The following is a 21,406-nucleotide window of genomic DNA, read 5'->3' as shown; positions in this document are numbered from 1 at the left end:
GTGGCATTAATCGTACAAAAGTATGGTGGTACATCAGTTGGGTCCGTTGAACGGATCCAATCTGTTTCTGAACGTATCATTTCAGCGCAGCAACAAGGGCATGATGTCGTTGTTGCTGTTTCTGCTATGGCCGGAGAAACCAATCGTTTAATGAGTTTAGCAAATCAAATTAGTGAGGCCCCTGAGCCTCGTGAACTAGATATGCTACTTTCTGCAGGTGAACAGGTTTCTATTGCGCTACTAGCTATGTCTTTAAATCAGAAAGGCGTTAAAGCCATTTCTCTAACGGCTGACCAAGCGGGTATTTATACTAACTGCACCTTTAATGACGCAACTATTGAGCATATTGAAACTGATTTAATTACTCAATGGGTTGATAAAGGCTATGTGGTAATTATTGCTGGTTTTCAAGGTCGTGATGTCCACGGTAATATCACCACATTAGGTAGAGGTGGCTCTGACACGACAGCCGTTGCGTTATCTGCTGCTTTAAATGCAGATGAATGCCAGATCTTTACTGATGTTGATGGTATTTATTCTTCAGATCCCCGATACGTTTCCGCTACTCAGCGTTTAAATGAAGTCTCTTTTTCTGATATGTATATATTGGCAAAAGCGGGAGCAAAAGTACTGCAAGAGCATTCCGTTGCTCATGCTTGGGATGAAGCTGTTACTTTGCGAGTGTTATCTTCTTTTGAAGATGGAGAGGGCACTTTAATTTGTGCACAACCAGTTAAAAGTAAAGCGGTGACAGGGTTAGCTTTAAAGCAGGATTTACTTTTAGTTGAAAGCGATAATTTGTTAGATAGCGAACGAATAGAACTGGTCAAACGGTATAGAGTGTTATCTGAAAGGTGTGATTGTTTTCAAATTGTTGTGCCAAAAGCAGATTTTTTACAATTGAAACTGGCATTTAATACAAAAATACGCAATATTAGGAGCTTATCAATTCTGACGTTAGTTGGAGATAAAGTTGAAGGGATGGCAGAATCTGCTTGCAATCAACTAATGGCGAATAATGTTGATATTTATCAGCACAATATAGAGCCTAAAAGTGTGTCGGTGATCGTTAATCAGGCTGATTTAGAACTAGCGGCCGAAATTTTACATAAAACGTTTGTTATTACAGAGCAATCACAAGATAATAACCTTATGATCGCTGTTTCTTGAGCAGAGACGTTTATGAAAATAAGCGATGACGGACAATACATACATTTATTATAAAACTGAGATAACTCAAGGAGCATTCGAATGCTAATTTTGACTCGCCGTGTAGGTGAAACTCTAATGATTGGTGACGAAGTAACAGTTACTGTACTAGGCGTTAAAGGTAACCAAGTACGTATTGGTGTTAATGCACCTAAAGAAGTATCTGTACACCGTGAAGAGATTTATATGCGCATTCAAGCGGAAAAAGGAGCTCCAGCGGCTTCACAAGGTAACTTTTAATTCCGTATGAATAAGGCTGACACTGTCAGCCTTATTCATTATTATCGATTTAGTTTGATAATAATGAATAGAAACAGAGGTATAAATCACGGTTAACGTTCTATTTTTGTTCATTTTGGTTGTTTCATAAGCTGTTGAGCAAAAAGCGTTATTTTTTACTAAAAAAGTTATTGACATATTTTTGGTAAACCGTAATATGTGCCTCCTCAACACGGTGAGGTGGCCGAGAGGCTGAAGGCGCTCCCCTGCTAAGGGAGTATGTGGTTTATAGCCGCATCGAGGGTTCGAATCCCTCCTTCACCGCCATTATTGATTCATGTTGATCAGTTTGGTCAGCAAGAATAAAAAAGAATTACAGTGCGCTAGTAGCTCAGCTGGATAGAGTACCTGGCTACGAACCAGGCGGTCGGAGGTTCGAATCCTCCCTGGCGCACCATTCTTTTTATTGATGAATTTATTTGTCAATAATAGTAATTGTTTGCAGACAATTACGGATAAGCAAAACAACACGGTGAGGTGGCCGAGAGGCTGAAGGCGCTCCCCTGCTAAGGGAGTATGTGGTTTATAGCCGCATCGAGGGTTCGAATCCCTCCTTCACCGCCATTATTTGTTCATGTTGATTTAGTTCAGTAAGAACACAAAAGAATTATTGTGCGCTAGTAGCTCAGCTGGATAGAGTACCTGGCTACGAACCAGGCGGTCGGAGGTTCGAATCCTCCCTGGCGCACCATTATTTCTTTTTGTAACTTTTTATTGGTTACAATACATAGTTACAAAGACAATTAGAATTATACTGTGCGCTAGTAGCTCAGCTGGATAGAGTACCTGGCTACGAACCAGGCGGTCGGAGGTTCGAATCCTCCCTGGCGCACCATATTTCTTTTTGTAACTGTTTATCGGTTACGATACATAGTTGCAAAGACAATCAGAATTAACTGTGCGCTAGTAGCTCAGCTGGATAGAGTACCTGGCTACGAACCAGGCGGTCGGAGGTTCGAATCCTCCCTGGCGCACCATTATTTCTTTTTGTAACTGTTTATTGGTTACAATACATAGTTACAAAGACAATTAGAATTATACTGTGCGCTAGTAGCTCAGCTGGATAGAGTACCTGGCTACGAACCAGGCGGTCGGAGGTTCGAATCCTCCCTGGCGCACCATATTTCTTTTTGTAACTGTTTATCGGTTACGATACGTAGTTGCAAAGACAATCAGAATTAACTGTGCGCTAGTAGCTCAGCTGGATAGAGTACCTGGCTACGAACCAGGCGGTCGGAGGTTCGAATCCTCCCTGGCGCACCATTTTTTCTTTTTGTAACTGTTTATTGGTTACAATACGATAGTTACAAAAACAATTAGAATTACTGTGCGCTAGTAGCTCAGCTGGATAGAGTACCTGGCTACGAACCAGGCGGTCGGAGGTTCGAATCCTCCCTGGCGCACCATTCTTTAAAAGAACCCGATCTTTATGATCGGGTTTTTTTATGCCTATAGAAAACCTAGTTAATTAATTGATAATTTTATTAAATAGATTGAATTGCAGGTTATTATTAGGTAACTTGATTGTAATCAGTTTATTTTTAAGTGATTAATGGCAGTGTATGGATATATCTCGCCATAAAACACTTTTTATATAAATAGTGCTCTTTTCGTATTTGACAAATTTTTTGATGTCGAGATAATCACTCTTTCTTTTTAGAATAAAAGAACATAATTAGTTAGTTATATTTACATTGTCACTCTCATCAGAAAAGGAATATTAAGATGACAGACATTGGAAGTCTATTAGGAGAAGCAGCAACACTAATGCTAACAGGCATGGGTGTTGTATTTTTATTCCTGACCATCCTCGTTTACCTCGTACAATTCATGTCTAAGTTGTTGCCTGTGGAGCTTGCTCCTAAACCGGCATTAGCTATTCAAAAAAATCAAGATCTCGATCAAACAACAGTGTCACCTCAAATTATTGCTGCGATTTCTGCTGCGGTTAAATTACATCGAGCAAAGCATAAATAAACTGTTTTAGGAAATTTATTACAAGGAGTTTGTAAGTATGTCTAAACCACTTTCTATCACTGATGTGGTACTTCGTGACGCACATCAATCATTATTCGCTACACGTATGCGTGTTGAAGATATGCTGCCAATTGCAGAGCAGCTAGATAAAATCGGTTATTGGTCATTAGAGACCTGGGGTGGAGCTACATTTGATTCATGCATTCGCTATTTAGGTGAAGATCCGTGGGAGCGTTTACGTTTATTAAAAAAAGCGATGCCTAACACGCCAATGCAAATGCTATTACGTGGTCAAAATCTATTGGGTTATCGTCACTATGCTGATGATGTTGTCGAGAAATTTGTAGAGCGATCACACGCAAATGGTATGGATGTTTTCCGTATTTTTGATGCGATGAATGATGTAAGAAACTTTCAAACAGCTGTGAAAGCGACAATTGATGTTGGTGCCCATGCTCAAGGAACTCTTTCGTATACGACTAGTCCCGTACATAATTCAGATACGTGGGTTGATCTTGCAAAACGTCTTGAAGATCTTGGATGTCACTCTCTATGTATTAAAGACATGTCAGGTCTACTTAAGCCTTACGAGGCTGAAGAGTTAATCACGCGAATTAAAGCGTCATGTGATGTGCCTCTTGCTTTACATAGTCATGCTACGACAGGTTTATCTACAGCAACAGCCTTAAAAGCAGTAGAAGCTGGTATTGATATTTTAGATACTGCTATCTCTTCGATGAGTCAAACTTATGGGCATACGCCAACAGAAACGGTTGTTGCTATGTTAGAAGGTACTGGTCGTGATACAAACCTTAATCTTGAGCAACTAGAGCCTATTGCAACTTACTTCCGTGAAGTTCGTAAGAAATATGCGAAATTTGAAGGAAAAATGAAAGGTGTAGATTCTCGCATTCTTATCGCTCAAGTTCCTGGCGGTATGTTAACTAATATGGAAAGCCAGCTTAAAGAGCAAGGCGCTGCAGATAAGATGGATGAGGTATTACTGGAGATACCAAAAGTTCGTAAAGATCTTGGTTATATTCCACTGGTGACTCCTACGTCTCAAATAGTAGGCACTCAAGCGGTTATTAATGTATTAACGGGTGAGCGTTATAAGAGTATTACCAAAGAAACAGCCGGTGTGCTTAAAGGTGAATATGGATCTGCTCCTGCTCAAGTAAATGCAGAACTACAAGCAAGGGTACTTGATGGTGCAGAAGCAATTACATGCCGTCCTGCTGATTTATTGAAAGCTGAATTAAATACATTAACAGACGAATTGGTTGAAAAAGCAAAAGAAGACAACATTGAATTAGCTGAACAACAAGTTGATGATGTTCTTACTTACGCATTATTTCCACAGGTTGGCCTGAAGTTTTTAAGTAATCGTAATAACCCTGATGCATTTGAACCTGCTCCAAGCTTAGAAGAAGCAAAAGAAACTATCACTAAAACTGTACCTTCAACAGGAAGTGTAGAGGCTTATAGCGTGAAAGTTGATGGCCAAGTTTATAATGTTGAAGTTGGACCTCAAGGTGTAATTTCTTCTGTTTCTCCTATATCAACTCAAGTAGTACCAGTTCAATCAGCACAATTGTCAGCGGTAGATGCTGAATCTGTAGATGCACCATTAGCCGGTAATATTTTTAAAGTATTGGTTCAGCCAGGTGCAGAAGTGGTAGAAGGTGATGTATTACTTATTCTTGAAGCGATGAAGATGGAAACTGAAATCAGAGCATCACGTAACGGTACAGTGCAGGATATTTTAACTAAGGAAGGCGATGCGGTAGCTGTTGGTACACCGTTGCTTTCTCTAGCGTAAGGTAAGTTAAACATGGATGGTTTATTAATATTATGGAATGAAACTTCAATAGCTAATTTTAAGTTTGAACAACTTATTATGATTTTAGTGGGTTGTGGTCTTTTGTTCTTAGCAATTAAAAAAGGATTTGAGCCGTTACTACTACTACCAATTGGTTTTGGTGCAGTATTGGCGAATATTCCAAATGCAGGCTTTACAGAGCCTGGTGGGTTGTTGTATTACGTTTATTACGTAGGGATAGAAACTGGAATATTTCCATTACTGATCTTTATGGGCGTAGGGGCGATGACAGATTTTGGTGCGCTTATTGCGAATCCAAAAACCTTATGGTTAGGTGCCGCGGCTCAAGTGGGTATTTTTGCAACGTTGTTTGGTGCAATCTTACTTAACTATGTTCCGGGAATGGAATTCACCTTAGCTGACGCATCTTCAATTGCGATTATTGGTGGTGCAGATGGACCAACCGCTATTTTCTTAGCTAGTCAATTGTCTCCTGATTTACTAGGGGCGATTGCGGTAGCTGCTTATAGTTATATGGCATTGGTTCCGATTATTCAGCCACCAATAATGAAAGCATTAACCACACCAGAAGAGCGCCAAATTAAAATGGCTCAATTACGTCATGTAAGTAAAGCAGAGAAGATTATTTTCCCTCTGGCTGTCTTATTAATGACCATTTTATTTTTACCATCAGCGACACCACTTGTTGGTATGTTCTGTTTAGGTAATTTAATGAAAGAGTCAGGGGTGGTTGACCGATTATCTAATACTGCACAAAATGAATTGATTAACGTAGTGACTATCTTCTTAGGCCTAGGAGTTGGGTCAAAACTAAAAGCAGAAACATTTTTAAATGTAGAGACGTTGGGTATTTTATTATTAGGTGCTGTAGCTTTCAGTGTAGGTACTGCTGGTGGCTTAATTATGGCGAAGATCTTAAACAAGTATTCAAAAGAAGACATTAACCCACTTATAGGTGCTGCTGGGGTATCTGCGGTACCAATGGCCGCTCGAGTGGTTAATAAAGTGGGGCTTGAAGCTAATCCTCAGAACTTTTTACTAATGCATGCAATGGGGCCAAACGTGGCGGGGGTATTAGGTTCAGCTGTTGCTGCTGGTATCCTTTTAGCTCTTGTTGGATAATTCTAAATAAAACTTAACAATAAAAGGGTGCAGATGCGCCCTTTTTTATTTTATGCTTATTGCATATATTTTAGTTAATGGAATTAATGCAATTATGTTTGATTGGTTTAATGCTGATTCTGCATTGTGGGTATTATTTAGTTCTGGTTTTTTAAGTGCTACTTTATTACCAGGAGCGTCAGAAGCCAGTTTAATTGCAACGTTAAAATTAGACAGTTTTTCAATGTGGACAGTTATTGCTGTAGCAACATTGGGGAATACACTTGGTGGCATAACAAATTATTGGCTTGGTTTGTTACTCCCTGATAAAACTTCTTCACAAAAACATGGTCATAGAGCCATTCTATGGATAAAAAAATACGGTTACTGGACATTATTATTTAGTTGGTTACCAGTGATTGGTGATCCACTGTGTTTAGCCGCAGGGTGGTTAAGAATGAAATTCTGGCCATGTATTATTTTAATTGGAGTAGGTAAGGCGTTACGCTACCTCTTATTGTCACTCGCAGTAAATGGGATTTTATAGGGATTACAATGAAAAAAATATTAAGCCTATCGATAGCTTTGGCTCTTACTGGTTGCAGTAAGTCCCAATTTGAGGCTCCAAAATTATCAGATTTACCACAAGGCGTCACTTTAATTGAGCAAGTACTACCTCAAGAGGGCTCTGTGGTCATCCCATACCAAAAATATACATTAGAAAATGGTTTAACCGTTATTTTGAGCCCTGATAGCTCAGATCCTCTAGTTCATGTAGATGTGACCTATCATGTTGGCTCTGCTCGTGAAGAAGTTGGAAAATCAGGTTTTGCACATTTTTTTGAACATATGATGTTTCAAGGATCTGAAAATGTAGGAGATCAGCAACACTTTAAAATTATCACTGAAGCGGGTGGTACATTAAATGGTACTACTAATCGCGATAGAACCAATTACTTTGAAACTGTACCGGCTAATCAATTAGAGAAAATGCTTTGGTTAGAATCTGATCGTATGGGTTTTTTAATTGATGCTGTCTCTCAAAAGAAATTTGAAATTCAGCGCAGTACAGTTAAGAACGAACGTGGTCAAAATTATGACAATCGCCCTTATGGATTAATTTATGAACGTATGGGCGAAGCTTTATTTCCACAAGATCATCCTTATTCATGGCAAACAATCGGCTATGTTGAAGATCTAGACCGAGTTGATGTTAATGACTTAAAAGCCTTCTTCCTGCGTTGGTATGGACCAAATAATGCCGTTATTACTATTGGTGGTGATCTCGACAGTAAACAAACACTTGAGTGGGTGAATAAATACTTCGGTTCAATACCTCGTGGTCCTGAAGTTGAAAATGCACCTAAGCAACCTGTTACTTTGGCTGAAGATCGTTTTATTACCTTAGAAGATAGAATTCAGCAACCAATGGTGATGATTGGCTGGCCAACCACTTATCGTGGTAACGACAAAGAAGCAAGTCTGGATATGTTAGCGACACTACTAGGTGATGGTAAAACAAGTTTACTGTATCAAGAGTTGGTAAAAACAGGAAAAGTAGTCGATGCTGGTGCATTTCATGATTGTGCTGAACTGTCATGTACTATGTACGTTTATGCTATGGCGGATTCTGGTGATAATAATGGATTAGCTACTGTATATACAGAAGTGATGGATGTTCTGGATAAGTTTGGGAAAGAAGGTGTTTCTCAAGAAGATTTGGAAGAAAGTGCAAGGTAGTACTGAGGCTGGAGCGATATTTGGTTTGCAATCAGTATCAGGAAAAGTATCTCAGTTAGCGTCGAATCAAACGTTTTATGGTAATCCAAATCAATTAGAAAAGCAGTTAGCAGCTCTAAACTCTGTTACACCAGAAAAAGTATCTCAAGTATTTGATGCCTATATTGAAAATAAAAATAAAGTAACACTAAGCGTTATTCCTAAAGGTAAAACTCAGCTTCAAGTTAAGTTGCCGACTTTTACTACGCCAAAGCGTACTCTTCCTGATTATGGAAAGTTAAGTGAAAACAGTTTAGAAATACGTAAAGCCATAGATGATTTTGATCGTTCGATCATGCCTCAGCCATCGCAAGCGGTAACGGCAAAAGTACCAGATATTTATCGTACTAAACTGGATAATGGTATTGAAGTTCTAGGCACTGAAGCAATTGAAACACCTACAGTTCAATTGCAAATATCTATTCCTGCCGGGAATCGTTATATTCCTCGTGGAAAAGAAGGGCTAGCAGAGCTGACAGCCGCAATGATGGAAGAGGGAACACAAAAACAAACGGCAGAAGAGATTCAAAAGCAACTTGATAAATTAGGTAGTTCAATCTCATTCAATACTGGAAATTATACAACAACGATTTCAATTGCGTCGTTAACTAAAAATATTGATCAGACGCTCGCGATAGTGAATGAAATGCTTTTTGAACCGGCTTTTAAAGACGTTGATTTTAAAAGATTACAGAAACAAGCCGTAGAAGGGCTGGTTTATGCTCACCAGAAGCCATCTTGGTTAGCTTCTCAAGCGACTCGTGAGGTCCTATTTAAAGGGACTGTTTTTGCTCGTTCATCAGACGGTACTCTAGCTTCGATTGAGGGGTTAACTGTCAACGACGTTAAACGATTCTATAAAGAAAACTACACACCAGTAGGAACTCAAGTTATATCTGTTGGGGATATGAGCAAATCTGATTTAGCATCGAAACTGTCTTTCTTAGCTAATTGGCAAGGTGAAGCTCCGCAACTACTTGCACCGCAGAAGCTACCGGTATTAAATCAACAGAAAGTATATTTAGTTGATAAACCAAATGCGCCTCAAAGTGTTATTCGTTTTGTTCGTCAAGGTGTTTCTTTTGATGCCACTGGTGAATTATTTCAAACGCAGCTAGCTAATTTTAATTTAGGTGGTAATTTTAACAGCCGAATTAACCAAAACTTGCGAGAAGATAAAGGCTATACCTATGGTGCAGGTGGTTATTTGATGGGCAATAAAGAGTTCGGAATGTCGATCTTTTATGCTCAAGTCCGCACCGATGTGACGTTAGAATCGATAAATGAATTTATTGCAGAGATGCAAAAATATTCAGATGATGGTATGACAATGGATGAGTTGAATTTTATGCGTTTAGCTGTAGGCCAAAAGGATGCTTTAAAGTATGAAACGCCAAGTCAGAAAGCAAGTTTATTAGGAAAAATATTAACTTATTCATTAAATGAAGACTTTATTGAGGAGCAGAATGAGTTAGTTGCAACATTAGATCGTAATGAACTAAATGCATTAGCAACAAAATGGTTTGATCCAACACAATATCAAATTATTGTTGTAGGAGATAAAAAATCATTAATGCCAAAACTCAAGACACTAGGGTTGTCGATTGAACTAGTCGCACCTAAGAAGTAGCTATTGTTAGAAAGACGGTAATATCAAGTGGATATTGCCGTTTTTCGTATCCAATAGTCATTAAAATTTGTTAATATCTCATGATATAAATCAACACAATGTTGAGCGAACCTAATAGCGAGATTGTATTTTGACCGAATTTATCAACCGATTACAGAAAGTCGCTTCCAATCCTAAGGCATTTACAAAAACAGGCCGAGGGATTGAGCGAGAGACACTGAGATTTACGCTGGGTGGCTCGCTTTCTTCTAAGCCTCATCCAAAAGGCGTAGGTTCAGCTCTCACACATAAATATATAACAACAGACTTTGCTGAGTCTTTATTAGAGTTTATTACGCCAGTATCCAATGATGTCGATACTGTAATACAACAGCTTGAAGATGTGCATCACTATACGGTTTCACATATGGGTGAAGAGAAGCTATGGCCGCTTTCTATGCCATGTTTTGTAACTCATGATGATGATATTACACTTGCACAATATGGTTCATCAAACGTAGGAAAACTTAAAACGACCTATCGTGAAGGCTTAAAGCGTCGATACGGTAGTGTGATGCAAGTTATCTCTGGTGTGCATTTTAATTTCTCTTTCTCGACTGAGTTTTGGGATGAGTTATTTGGTGAGCAATCAGAAGAGGAAAGAAAAGCCTCTGTCTCTGACGCTTACTTTGGTTTAATCCGAAATTACTACCGCTTTGGCTGGTTAATTCCGTATTTCTTTGGGGCATCCCCAGCGCTATGTAGTTCATTTATTCAAGGCCGAGAAACGGCAATGGAGTTTGAATCGCTAGGTAAAACCTTATATTTACCTTATGCAACGTCGCTACGTTTAAGTGATCTTGGATATACTAATGATGCTCAAAGCGACTTAAAAATCAGTCTAAACAGCGTAAATGAATATGTTGATGGCTTGAATAAAGCGATCCGCACACCTTCTGAAGAGTTTGCAAAGATTGGCTTAAAAGAAGGTAACAAGCATACTCAATTAAATGGGAATGTACTACAAATTGAAAATGAACTTTATGCACCAATTCGTCCTAAACGTGTAGCTAAAAACGGTGAAAGACCTTCAGAGGCGCTAGAAAGAGATGGTGTTGAGTACATTGAAGTTCGCTCGTTAGATGTAAACCCATTTAGCTCTGTTGGTGTGGATAAAGATCAAGTTCGTTTCTTAGATATGTTCTTAACATGGACAGTATTAACTGATTCAGCACCAATGAACGATGATGAAATGACCTGTTGGAAAGACAACTGGCATAAAATCATAGAGCAAGGTCGTAAGCCAGGTTTAGAACTGAAAATTGGCTGTCAAGGTGAGCGATTGACTCAAAAAGTATGGGCAGAGCGAGTTTTTGATGACTTACTTGTTATTGCTAAAAAGATGGACGCGGTAAATGGTGATGATGAATACCAGCAAACACACCAACGTTTAACTGCGATGATAAATGATCCAGAATTAACAATATCAGGACGTTTACTTGCGGAGACAAAAAAAAGTGGTGGTATTGGTACGGTTGGTTGTAATTTAGCGGTTCAACATCGTGAAACTCATCTTAATCACCAATATAGCTTCTATACAAAAGAAGAGTTAGATACTGAAGTTGAGCGCTCTATTCTTGCTCAGAAAGAGATTGAAGGAAATGACACACTATCATTTTCTGATTATTTAGACGATTATTTTAGTTATTTGAAGTAACGAACGTTAAGAATCATAAAGCACTGTTATTTTATAGGTAGCAGTGCTTTTTTATTGAGTGAATATAATGAACTATAAGTTTCCAATGTCAGTATTTTTCTTGTTAATACTATCAGGGTGTGCAACAGCCCCGCCAACAAAACAAGATAACCTGTGTGAGATCTTCCGTGAAAAAAGTGGTTGGTATGATGATGCTAAAGACATGACGGAGGAGTACGGTACGCCAGTAAATGTAGCAATGGCGATAATGAAACAAGAGAGTAGTTTTAGAGCTGATGTACGGCCACCAAGAACTAAGTTATTAGGGTTCATACCATGGAGTCGCCCTAGTTCGGCTTATGGTTATGCTCAAGCGCAAGATCCTGTATGGGGTGAATATGAAGATGCTACAGGTGGTGGCTCTCGAAGTAGTTTTGATGATGCGATTATGTTTATAGGTTGGTATACTGATGGAACTCAAAAGCAATTAGGGATCTCTAAGTGGGATCCATATAATCAATATCTTGCCTACCATGAAGGTCGAGGTGGTTATAAGCGCAAAAGCTATCAAAGCAAGCCACAATTGATTAAGATAGCTCGTAAGGTTGAATCTCAAGCTAAAACATATGGCTGGCAATTAAAGCAATGTAAAGCCGAACTTGAACGACAAAGTAGTTGGTGGTGGTAAGCCATCATTCATAAATTAAAGGATTAGAATATGCCACTATTAGATAGTTTTACTGTAGATCATACTCGTATGGAAGCACCAGCAGTTCGTATTGCAAAAAAAATGCAAACGCCAAAAGGGGATACAATCACAGTATTTGATTTACGTTTTACTGCTCCAAATAAAGATATTTTATCTGAAAAAGGCATTCATACTCTAGAACACTTGTACGCAGGCTTTATGCGTAATCACCTAAATGGCTCAGAGGTTGAAATCATTGATATTTCTCCAATGGGCTGCCGTACAGGGTTTTACATGAGCTTAATTGGTACACCAGCAGAGCAAGCGGTAGCTGATGCTTGGATTGCTTCAATGGAAGATGTTTTAAAGGTAGAAGCGCAAAATAAGATCCCAGAACTAAATGAATATCAGTGTGGTACTTACACTATGCATTCTTTAGAAGAAGCAAAAGAGATTTCGAGTACTGTTTTAGCATCAGGTATTCGAGTAAATAAAAATGATGAGTTAGCCTTGCCAGATTCAATGTTAAAAGAGTTATCGGTTGATTAATTTTAAAATTAACAACGAAAAAAGCCCGCATTAGTTTTAGCTAATGAACTGACCCCCAATAATTGGACAACCAATTACTGAGGGTCTTTTTTATGTCCAAATATAGTCGTACATCAATTCAATTATCTAAAGAATATTCGATATCTGCTCGTCAGATACGATATTGGACTCAAGTATTTTCTATCCATGGTAAAAACTCATTTTTACCAACTACACATGCCGATAATGCCAAAACAAAATTACAAGCATTGAAATTAATGTGGACTAACAGTTGGTCTCTCACTCACACTAGTGCAGTATTAAACTTATCCTCCCCTGGCACGCTATCAGTCTGGCTTAAAACATATAATGAAGCGGGGTTTAAGGGACTCAAGAATAGCAATATAGGAAGGCCTTCAATGAAATCATTATCCAATACTACACAAAAATCAGATGACGAAATGACCATTGAAGAGCTAAGAGAAGAGTTAAGTTATTTACGAACAGAGAATGCTGTTCTAAAAAAGTTCGAAGAGCTGAAACAGAAAAAACGCCAACAAACAAAGAAAAAGCGTTAATTGTTTTAGCTCTTAAAGCTAATTACCCTTTAAAATATTTACTTCGTATCACCAGTTTGGCAAAAAGTGTCTTCTATTATCAGGCTCAAATAAGTAGAAGGCCTGATACTTATGAGCATGAGTTAGAGATGATTGAGTCTATCTACCATGAACATAAAGGACGTTATGGCTATCGACGGATCCATTTAGCTATGCGAAGAAAAGGTGTAGAGCTGAATCATAAAACAGTACAAAGGCTGATGGCGCAACTAAACCTAAAATCTATAGTAAGACCCAAAAAATATCGTTCTTATCGAGGAGAGGTGGGTAAATCAGTCCCAAATGTACTTGAAAGGGATTTTAGTGCTACGAAACCAGATGAGAAATGGGTAACCGATGTAACAGAATTTAAAGTTAACGGACAAAAAGTTTACCTATCGCCAGTGGTTGATTTATTCAATCAAGAAGTTATCGCTTATAAAGTGACAAAGAATGCACGTTTACCGCTAGTCACAGATATGCTTAAAGAAGCAATAGGCAAACTAAGTAAGGGCTCGAAGCCAATTTTACACAGTGATCAAGGTTGGCAATATCGACATAAGACTTATCAACAGGAACTTGTAAAGCATAGGCTTCAACAAAGTATGTCTAGAAAAGGAAACTGCTTAGATAATGCAGTAGCTGAAAATTTCTTTGGTTTACTTAAAACTGAAATGTATCATGGATACATCTTCAAGGATGCAGATGAGTTAATAGAAAAGATCGAAGAATATATCGAGTATTACAATACGAAGCGGATTAAGGTAAAACTAAAAGGCCTGACTCCGATAGAATATCGAAACCAGGCCTTACAAGCCGCTTAACTAAAATGTCCAACTTAACGGGGTCACTTCATAATGCGGGCTTTTTTTGTCAGTATTATTTGTCTTCTGGGCTTGGAAATACTTTCACTAAATTAATTTTATTTTCTTCTACCGCCACGATTTCCATATTATGTTGGTCGATTTCAAGACTAATTTCAGTTTCAGGGATCTCTTCTAAATGTTCTAAAATTAATCCGTTTAAGGTTCTAGGACCATCGGTAGGCAAGTCCCATTTTAAGCCCTTATTAATGTCTCGAATATTAGCACTGCCTTCAATTATAAAGCTCCCATCAGCCTGGGGCGTGATCTCTTCTGCTAGTGTAGGGGCCATGGATGTAGTAAATTCACCAACAATTTCTTCTAAAATATCTTCAAGTGTAATTAAACCTTGAATATCTCCATATTCATCAACAACTAGTCCAATACGTTCTTTATTACGTTGAAATTTAAGCAATTGAGTATTTAGCGGTGTTGCTTCTGGAATGAAATAAATTTCATCAGCTGCCCCGTAATAAGGTTTCTTTCGTCATTTCTTTTTTTTCAAGCATCAAACGGTATGATTCACGTAAACGTAACATTCCCACTACTTCATCAATTTGGTCACGGTACAATACGATACGGCCATGAGGGGAGTGAGCTAATTGGCGAGAGATAGATTTCCAATCATCATTGATATCAATACCGGTTATCTCACTGCGAGGAACCATGATGTCATTTACTGTAACGTGCTCTAAATCTAAAATAGAAATTAACATGTCTTGGTGTCGACGAGGGATTAAACCTCCCGCTTCATGTACAACAGTACGCAATTCTTCAGAACTCAAGTTATCTTTATCACTATGACTAGCGTTAAGACCAAGTATCTTAAGAAAGCCATTGGTAATAAAGTTAACCAAAATAACCAGTGGTGAAAGTACCTTCATTAATACATTGAGTACAATACTGCTGCTATAGGAGACACGCTCTGGGTACATTGCTGCTAAAGTTTTTGGTGTTACTTCAGCAAAGACAAGAATAACAAGAGTTAATACACCTGTAGCAATAGCTACACCATAATCACCATAAAGGCGCATACCGAGAATGGTAGCAATAGCTGAGGCGAGGATATTTACGAGGTTATTACCAATAAGAATAAGGCCGATAAGACGATCGGGGCGGCTCAATAATTTTTCTACGCGTTTCGCCCCTTTGTGACCTTGATTAGAAAGATGTTTTAGGCGATAGCGGTTTAACGACATCATGCCCGTTTCAGAGCTTGAGAAGTAACCTGACATAACAATGAGTATAGCTAGTAAAGTAAATAGGGCGCCTGTTGATATGTCGTCCAAGTGTCTTAATCCTCGATTTTAAAAAATGGTATAGCGTATTTATCAGTATTAACGGTAAAGAAGTCAAATTTGATCGTAAAAAGTGAGCTTGTTATCGTTATTAAGCTAAAATAATCTCTTGAACAAAGCGACTTCCAAAATAAGCAAGGGTTAGTAAAAAAGCCCCAGCAAGGCTAAACCACAATGCTTTTTGCCCACGCCAACCTTGACGGTAATGTCCCCAAGTTAATACGGCGTAAATTATCCATGCGATAAAAGAAAGAATCGCTTTATGTGTCTTTCCTTGAGCTACCATATCCTGAATGAATGTGAAGCCGGTCAATAATGTGAGGGTTAATAGACTTAAACCTACTAGAATGATCTTGAAAAGTTGGCGCTCTACCATCATTAATGGTGGGAGGTTTGGATTAATGGTCAAAGATTTTTTAGTTTTTAGTTTATGATCAAGCCAAGCAAGTTGTAGGGCATACAGCGTAGCAATCATTAAAGTTGAATACGCGAATAATGCGAATGATATATGAATTAATAGACTTGGGTGCGTTTCTAAGTGTGTGATAAAAGCGCCAGGTAAAAAAGTTGCAGCTAGTAAGTTTATTGCAGAAAAACTATAAACAACAGGTAGAATAAACCAGACTCTAAATTTGAGCATGGCAGCGCTCATTACCAAAGAGATAATAAAGCTAATCAGAGACGCAACATTTAAAATACTTAGGTTCTGTCCAAAGCTATTTAAGATCAGTCCTTTTAGTTGCCAGGCATGCAAAAGTAACGCAAGTGATGCGCATATAAATACAACATTTGTTTGAATTTTATTTTGACCTGCTAAGCCTGGGACAATAAAAGCTAATGCAAGAAAGTAAAAAAGTGCAGCACTGATTGCTGTAATGGTATCCATAGTTCACTGTTCATCCAATTTATTAACAATTTGATTATACCCTTTAGAGGGCCATCTCGGTAGGTGTGATTTAGTTAGTATAAAAAATTTTAATTATAACGTCTCAGATTTAGGTATAATCGAGAAATGGTCGCAAAGTAGGCGCAAGAATATGTTTGATAATTTAACGGATAGACTATCCAAGACACTGAAAAATATCAGTGGTAAAGGTCGATTAACAGAAGACAACATTAAAGAAACACTGCGTGAAGTACGTATGGCTCTACTAGAGGCGGATGTTGCTTTACCTGTTGTTCGTGATTTTGTTAAGCGAGTAAAAGAAAAAGCGGTTGGTGTTGAGGTATCAAAAAGCCTAACGCCAGGTCAAGAATTTATAAAAATCGTTCAGTCTGAATTAGAAGCGATAATGGGGGACTCTAATGAGGCTCTTAATTTAGCGTGTCAGCCTCCAGCGGTTATCTTAATGGCAGGTTTGCAAGGTGCTGGTAAAACAACCAGTACAGGTAAACTAGCTAAGCTATTAAAAGAAAGAGATAAAAAGAAAGTACTTGTAGTGTCTGCCGATGTATATCGCCCTGCTGCAATCAAACAACTAGAAACACTTGCAGCAGAAGTTGATGTAGATTTCTTCCCCTCAAGTGCCGATCAAAAGCCAATTGATATTGTTGATGGTGCAATCAGCCACGCAAAATTAAAGTTCTTTGATGTAGTCATTGTCGATACAGCAGGTCGTTTGGCTGTTGATACCGAAATGATGGATGAAATCAAACAACTTCATGCTCATGTAAACCCGATTGAGACTTTGTTTGTTGTTGACGCCATGACGGGGCAAGATGCTGCGAATACTGCAAAAGCATTTGGTGATACATTACCATTAACCGGTGTTATCCTAACGAAAGTGGATGGTGATGCTCGTGGTGGTGCTGCACTATCTGTTCGTCATGTTACTGGTAAACCGGTTAAATTTTTAGGTGTCGGTGAGAAAACAGATGCCTTAGAACCTTTCCACCCAGAACGTATCGCTTCACGTATTTTAGGTATGGGTGATGTTCTCTCTTTAATTGAAGATCTTGAAAAGAACGTAGATAAAGAGAAGGCAGAAAAGTTAGCGAAAAAATTCAAAGAGAAAAAAGGCTTTGATCTTGAAGATTTTCGTGAACAACTAGGCCAAATGAAAAACATGGGCGGAATGATGGGCATGATGGATAAACTTCCAGGCATGTCTCAGCTACCTGATAATGTTAAAGATAAAGTTGATGATAAAATGTTCCATCAAATGGAAGCTATTATTAACTCAATGACATTAAAAGAACGTGAACGTCCAGAACTAATCAAGGGCTCACGTAAAAAACGTATTGCAGCAGGTTCTGGTACTCAGGTACAAGATGTGAACCGAATGTTGAAACAATTTACTCAAATGCAGAAAATGATGAAAAAAATGCAAAAGGGTGGAATGAAAGGCATGATGCGTAATATGCAAGGTATGATGGGTGGTGGTGGCATGGGTGGTATGGGTGGCTTTGGTCGCTAACTGTTGCTCACTCTCCCAAAAACGTATTAACAAGATATTAAGGTGCGACAAGCTAATTTATTGATAAATTTAACCTAGCGCACCTTTTTTACCTGATTTTTTCACCAATTACATAAATAATTGGCGAAAAAGTAGCTAAAGCCCTTGCATTGAAAGCTCATAAGAGTAAAATTCCGGGGCTTTATTTTGGCACGAGGGCTCAATAAAATTATTTTTTTTGAGCCAATTTAATTTTTGTACGAAGCAAATAGAGGACGATATGGTTACCATTCGTTTGGCACGTCACGGCGCTAAGAAGCGTCCATTTTATCAAATCGTAGTAGCGGACAGCCGTTTTAAATCAACTGGTCGTTACATTGAGAAAGTAGGTTTCTTTAACCCTACAGCACAAGGTCAAGAAGAAGGTCTTCGTTTAGATCTTGATCGCGTTAACCATTGGGTTGGTTTAGGCGCTGGTCTTTCTGATCGTGTAGCTAAGCTAGTTAAAGACGCTAACAAAGCGGCTTAATTTAGTTGGTTAAAGGTAAAGATTTTATGAGTAAGCAAGACGAAGTAATTGTTGTAGGTAAGTTCGGTGCTTCCTATGGTATTCGTGGATGGTTGAAAGTAGTTTCTTTTACTGATCAACCTGAAAGCATTTTCGATTACAAACCATTACTTGTAAAAGTAAAAGGTGAGTGGATCGAGTTTTCAGTCGAAAGCTGGAAACGTCATAAAGGTTTGGTGTGCAAACTGGAAGGGTTAGAAGTTAGAGAAGAAGCTCAAACTTATACTAACCTAGAAATTGCAGTTAAAGCAGATGCACTACCTGAGCTGTCAGAAGATGAATTCTACTGGCGTGAATTGTTTGGTATGGAAGTGGTTACAAGCCAAGGTTACGGCCTAGGTATTGTTGACGACATTTTTGAAACCGGATCAAACGATGTTCTTGTAGTCAAAGCAAACCTGAAAGATGCTTTTGGTAAAAAGGAACGTTTGATTCCTTTTATTGATGAGCAAGTGATCAAATTAATTGATCGTGAAGCTCAACGGATCGAAGTTGACTGGGATCCTGGGTTCTAAACCCTAGGTAAAGCGAGGGCACATGTGGGTTGGGGTTATAAGCCTATTTCCTGAAATGTTCCGTTCGGTTACCGATTTTGGGGTAACTAGCCAAGCAATTAAAAAAGGTCTTTTATCTATAGAGACATGGAATCCTAGAGATTTCACTCAAGATAAACATCGCACTGTTGATGACCGACCTTATGGTGGTGGTCCTGGTATGTTAATGATGGTTCAGCCTTTGCGCGACGCCATTACTTCAGCCAGAGAAGCAGCACCAGGCAAAACGAAAGTGATTTACCTTTCACCTCAAGGCCGTACGCTGAATCAAGCAGGTGTTGAGGAATTAGCAACGAGTGAGAATTTAATTCTTATTTGTGGCCGATACGAAGGTGTAGATGAGCGCATAATACAATCAGAAGTTGACGAAGAATGGTCAATTGGCGATTTTGTGCTTACAGGTGGGGAACTCCCTGCTATGACGTTAATTGATTCTGTCTCTCGGTTTGTTCCGGGTGTGCTAGGAGATTTTGCGTCCGCTGAAGAAGATTCTTTTGCAGACGGTTTGTTAGATTGTCCGCACTATACAAGACCTGAGGTTTTGGATGGAAAGGAAGTACCTAGTGTACTTAAATCTGGAAATCATAAAGATATCGCTCGTTGGCGAATGAAACAATCGTTAGGCCGTACTTGGTTAAGAAGACCAGAGCTCCTGGGAAATCTAGCTCTGACTGACGAACAGGAATTATTGCTGGCTGAGTTTGTTCGTGAAGAACATCAGCAAAGTAAGTAATTAAGAAATTTAGTATCAGTTTATTCTAGGATATACAAAAAATGAGCAACATCATTAAAGCAATTGAAGATGCGCAACTAAAGCAAGATCTACCTAAGTTTGCACCAGGTGATACTGTTATAGTTCAAGTTAAAGTTAAAGAAGGTGAGCGTGAGCGTCTACAGGCATTCGAAGGCGTTGTAATCGCTATTCGTAACCGTGGTCTTCACTCTGCGTTTACTGTACGTAAAATTTCTAACGGTGAAGGTGTTGAGCGTACGTTCCAAACTCACTCTCCAATCGTTAACAGCATCGAAGTTAAACGTCGCGGTGCAGTACGTCGTGCCAAGTTGTACTACCTTCGTGAGCGTTCTGGTAAATCAGCTCGTATCAAAGAGAAGCTGGCTAAAAAGTAACGCACACGAGAACGTTTCTCAAATGTGCTATGAAGGTGTGCTGTTATCAGCGCACCTTTTTTTATCTCTATAAAATAATGTAAAGAAATGTATACGAATTAATTTTTTCGTATTTAATTAATTACAGCTGTTGATTTTCGCTATATAAATGTTAAATTATTCCTACTTGTCTTAAAAGACTATTAATGGAAATAAAAGTTTACAGGTGTAGAAGATGAAAAAAAGCGAATTAAGCAATATCAACATTAGTGACGAACAAGTTCTGATCACGCCCCAAGAGTTAAAAAATCAAATCCCACTAAGCGATAATGCTCGTCTGTTTATTCAACAATCTCGCCAAACTATTTCAAATATCATTCATAAAAAAGATCACCGTTTATTGATTGTTTGCGGTCCATGCTCAATTCATGATATCGACGCAGCCAAAGAATACGCGAAACGCCTTAAGGTGATCTCTGAAGATCTTAAAGATCAACTCTACATTGTGATGCGTGTTTATTTTGAAAAACCAAGAACAACGGTCGGCTGGAAAGGGTTAATTAATGATCCACACCTTGATGGCTCTTTTGATATTGACCATGGTTTACATGCCGCACGACAGCTTTTAGTTGACCTTGCTGAGATGGAAATTCCATTAGCAACAGAAGCTCTAGACCCAATTAGCCCGCAATACATTGGCGATACCTTTAGCTGGGCTGCGATAGGTGCTCGTACTACTGAATCTCAAACTCACCGTGAAATGGCAAGTGGCCTTTCGGTTCCTGTTGGCTTTAAGAATGGCACCGATGGTAGTTTGTCGACCTCAATCAATGCAATGCAAGCAGCGGCTTCAAGTCATCGTTTTATGGGGATTAACAACGAAGGTCAAGTTGCTCTATTAACGACGCAAGGAAACCCAAATGGTCATGTGATTTTACGTGGTGGTAAGCAGACAAATTATGATTCTGTGTCAGTAACTGAATGTGAAGAAGAGTTAGCTAAATCTAATCTTGAAGCGGCATTAATGATCGATTGTAGCCATGCGAATTCTCGTAAAGATTACCGTCGTCAGCCATTGGTTGCAGAAGATGTTATTCACCAAATTCGTGAAGGGAATAAGTCGATTATTGGTTTGATGATTGAAAGTCATTTAAATGAGGGTAACCAACCTTCAGATATCCCATTATCAGAAATGAAATATGGGGTGTCTATCACGGACGCATGTATCAATTGGGATTCAACTGAGGCACTATTACGCCATACTCATAAAGAATTAATTCCAGTCTTGGAAGAGCGTTTAAAAGGATAGAACCAG

Annotated in this window: 17 protein-coding genes, 9 tRNA genes and 3 pseudogenes; 27 read left to right on the top strand and 2 right to left on the bottom strand. The window is 38.7% G+C overall.

Annotation, left to right across the window (positions count from 1 at the left end; genetic code table 11):
* The 21 genes and pseudogenes from ACU5DF_RS16000 to ACU5DF_RS15900 all read left to right on the top strand — a co-directional run.
* The gene (locus ACU5DF_RS16000; RefSeq protein WP_446713535.1) at window positions 1-1,170 is read left to right on the top strand and encodes an aspartate kinase; all 1,170 of its coding nucleotides are present in this window, start codon (window positions 1-3) and stop codon (window positions 1,168-1,170) included.
* 81 nt (window positions 1,171-1,251) lie between these two features.
* Complete coding sequence (csrA, locus tag ACU5DF_RS15995; RefSeq protein ID WP_446713534.1) at window positions 1,252-1,449, top strand: carbon storage regulator CsrA; 198 nt, start codon at window positions 1,252-1,254, stop codon at window positions 1,447-1,449.
* Window positions 1,450-1,662: 213 nt separating this feature from the next.
* A tRNA-Ser gene (locus ACU5DF_RS15990) sits at window positions 1,663-1,755 on the top strand.
* Window positions 1,756-1,808: 53 nt separating this feature from the next.
* Window positions 1,809-1,885, top strand: a tRNA-Arg gene (locus tag ACU5DF_RS15985).
* A gap of 74 nt (window positions 1,886-1,959) precedes the next feature.
* Window positions 1,960-2,052, top strand: a tRNA-Ser gene (locus ACU5DF_RS15980).
* 50 nt (window positions 2,053-2,102) lie between these two features.
* Window positions 2,103-2,179: transfer RNA gene (locus ACU5DF_RS15975), tRNA-Arg, on the top strand.
* 67 nt (window positions 2,180-2,246) lie between these two features.
* A tRNA-Arg gene (locus ACU5DF_RS15970) sits at window positions 2,247-2,323 on the top strand.
* A gap of 65 nt (window positions 2,324-2,388) precedes the next feature.
* Window positions 2,389-2,465 (top strand) — tRNA-Arg (locus ACU5DF_RS15965).
* Between the two features lie 67 nt (window positions 2,466-2,532).
* Window positions 2,533-2,609: transfer RNA gene (locus tag ACU5DF_RS15960), tRNA-Arg, on the top strand.
* Window positions 2,610-2,674: 65 nt separating this feature from the next.
* Window positions 2,675-2,751: transfer RNA gene (locus ACU5DF_RS15955), tRNA-Arg, on the top strand.
* A gap of 66 nt (window positions 2,752-2,817) precedes the next feature.
* Window positions 2,818-2,894: transfer RNA gene (locus ACU5DF_RS15950), tRNA-Arg, on the top strand.
* Window positions 2,895-3,213: 319 nt separating this feature from the next.
* Window positions 3,214-3,465: an oxaloacetate decarboxylase subunit gamma gene (locus ACU5DF_RS15945; protein ID WP_446713533.1), complete on the top strand. Its 252-nt coding sequence runs from the start codon at window positions 3,214-3,216 to the stop codon at window positions 3,463-3,465.
* Between the two features lie 37 nt (window positions 3,466-3,502).
* The gene (oadA, locus tag ACU5DF_RS15940) at window positions 3,503-5,287 is read left to right on the top strand and encodes a sodium-extruding oxaloacetate decarboxylase subunit alpha (RefSeq protein ID WP_446713532.1); all 1,785 of its coding nucleotides are present in this window, start codon (window positions 3,503-3,505) and stop codon (window positions 5,285-5,287) included.
* 12 nt (window positions 5,288-5,299) lie between these two features.
* On the top strand, window positions 5,300-6,430 hold the full coding sequence (locus ACU5DF_RS15935; RefSeq protein ID WP_045101309.1) for a sodium ion-translocating decarboxylase subunit beta: 1,131 nt from the start codon (window positions 5,300-5,302) through the stop codon (window positions 6,428-6,430).
* 94 nt (window positions 6,431-6,524) lie between these two features.
* A complete protein-coding gene (locus ACU5DF_RS15930) occupies window positions 6,525-6,956 on the top strand; it encodes a YqaA family protein (RefSeq protein WP_045103261.1) in 432 nt (143 codons plus the stop codon).
* 8 nt (window positions 6,957-6,964) lie between these two features.
* Window positions 6,965-9,818, top strand: a pseudogene (locus tag ACU5DF_RS15925) (M16 family metallopeptidase).
* A 130-nt stretch (window positions 9,819-9,948) separates the two neighbouring features.
* On the top strand, window positions 9,949-11,514 hold the full coding sequence (gshA, locus tag ACU5DF_RS15920) for a glutamate--cysteine ligase (RefSeq protein WP_446713531.1): 1,566 nt from the start codon (window positions 9,949-9,951) through the stop codon (window positions 11,512-11,514).
* A gap of 67 nt (window positions 11,515-11,581) precedes the next feature.
* Window positions 11,582-12,181, top strand: coding sequence for a transglycosylase SLT domain-containing protein (locus ACU5DF_RS15915; protein ID WP_045101311.1), 600 nt, complete (start codon window positions 11,582-11,584; stop codon window positions 12,179-12,181).
* 30 nt (window positions 12,182-12,211) lie between these two features.
* The gene (gene luxS, locus ACU5DF_RS15910; RefSeq protein WP_446713530.1) at window positions 12,212-12,730 is read left to right on the top strand and encodes an S-ribosylhomocysteine lyase; all 519 of its coding nucleotides are present in this window, start codon (window positions 12,212-12,214) and stop codon (window positions 12,728-12,730) included.
* A 92-nt stretch (window positions 12,731-12,822) separates the two neighbouring features.
* The gene (locus tag ACU5DF_RS15905) at window positions 12,823-13,287 is read left to right on the top strand and encodes a helix-turn-helix domain-containing protein (RefSeq protein ID WP_446713529.1); all 465 of its coding nucleotides are present in this window, start codon (window positions 12,823-12,825) and stop codon (window positions 13,285-13,287) included.
* Window positions 13,251-14,129, top strand: a pseudogene (locus tag ACU5DF_RS15900) (IS3 family transposase); the annotation flags it as partial. The gene ACU5DF_RS15905 and the pseudogene ACU5DF_RS15900, both read left to right, overlap by 37 nt.
* A 55-nt stretch (window positions 14,130-14,184) precedes the next feature.
* On the opposite strand, the pseudogene ACU5DF_RS15895 reads toward ACU5DF_RS15900, so the two are convergent.
* Both ACU5DF_RS15895 and ACU5DF_RS15890 read right to left on the bottom strand, forming a co-directional pair.
* Window positions 14,185-15,457: pseudogene (locus ACU5DF_RS15895) on the bottom strand (HlyC/CorC family transporter).
* A 100-nt stretch (window positions 15,458-15,557) separates the two neighbouring features.
* Complete coding sequence (locus tag ACU5DF_RS15890; RefSeq protein WP_045101314.1) at window positions 15,558-16,352, bottom strand: cytochrome C assembly family protein; 795 nt, start codon at window positions 16,350-16,352, stop codon at window positions 15,558-15,560.
* A gap of 151 nt (window positions 16,353-16,503) precedes the next feature.
* On the opposite strand from ACU5DF_RS15890, the gene ffh reads away from it, so the two are divergent.
* From ffh to ACU5DF_RS15860, 6 genes are all read left to right on the top strand, one after another.
* Complete coding sequence (ffh, locus tag ACU5DF_RS15885) at window positions 16,504-17,883, top strand: signal recognition particle protein (protein ID WP_446713528.1); 1,380 nt, start codon at window positions 16,504-16,506, stop codon at window positions 17,881-17,883.
* Between the two features lie 259 nt (window positions 17,884-18,142).
* Window positions 18,143-18,391, top strand: coding sequence for a 30S ribosomal protein S16 (rpsP, locus tag ACU5DF_RS15880; RefSeq protein ID WP_026025303.1), 249 nt, complete (start codon window positions 18,143-18,145; stop codon window positions 18,389-18,391).
* A gap of 26 nt (window positions 18,392-18,417) precedes the next feature.
* A complete protein-coding gene (gene rimM / locus ACU5DF_RS15875; RefSeq protein ID WP_446713527.1) occupies window positions 18,418-18,945 on the top strand; it encodes a ribosome maturation factor RimM in 528 nt (175 codons plus the stop codon).
* Window positions 18,946-18,967: 22 nt separating this feature from the next.
* Window positions 18,968-19,717, top strand: a complete 750-nt coding sequence (gene trmD / locus ACU5DF_RS15870) for a tRNA (guanosine(37)-N1)-methyltransferase TrmD (RefSeq protein ID WP_045101317.1) — start codon at window positions 18,968-18,970, stop codon at window positions 19,715-19,717.
* Between the two features lie 41 nt (window positions 19,718-19,758).
* Window positions 19,759-20,112, top strand: a complete 354-nt coding sequence (gene rplS / locus ACU5DF_RS15865; protein WP_045101318.1) for a 50S ribosomal protein L19 — start codon at window positions 19,759-19,761, stop codon at window positions 20,110-20,112.
* A gap of 214 nt (window positions 20,113-20,326) precedes the next feature.
* Window positions 20,327-21,400 (top strand): 3-deoxy-7-phosphoheptulonate synthase, encoded by a 1,074-nt coding sequence (locus ACU5DF_RS15860; RefSeq protein WP_045101319.1) that lies wholly within the window; start codon window positions 20,327-20,329, stop codon window positions 21,398-21,400.
* Window positions 21,401-21,406: the final 6 nt, after the last annotated feature.

This window comes from Aliivibrio wodanis (assembly GCF_052920805.1).
The sequence above is the reverse complement of the archived record's forward strand: the minus strand, read 5'-3'. Positions and strand labels throughout refer to the sequence as shown.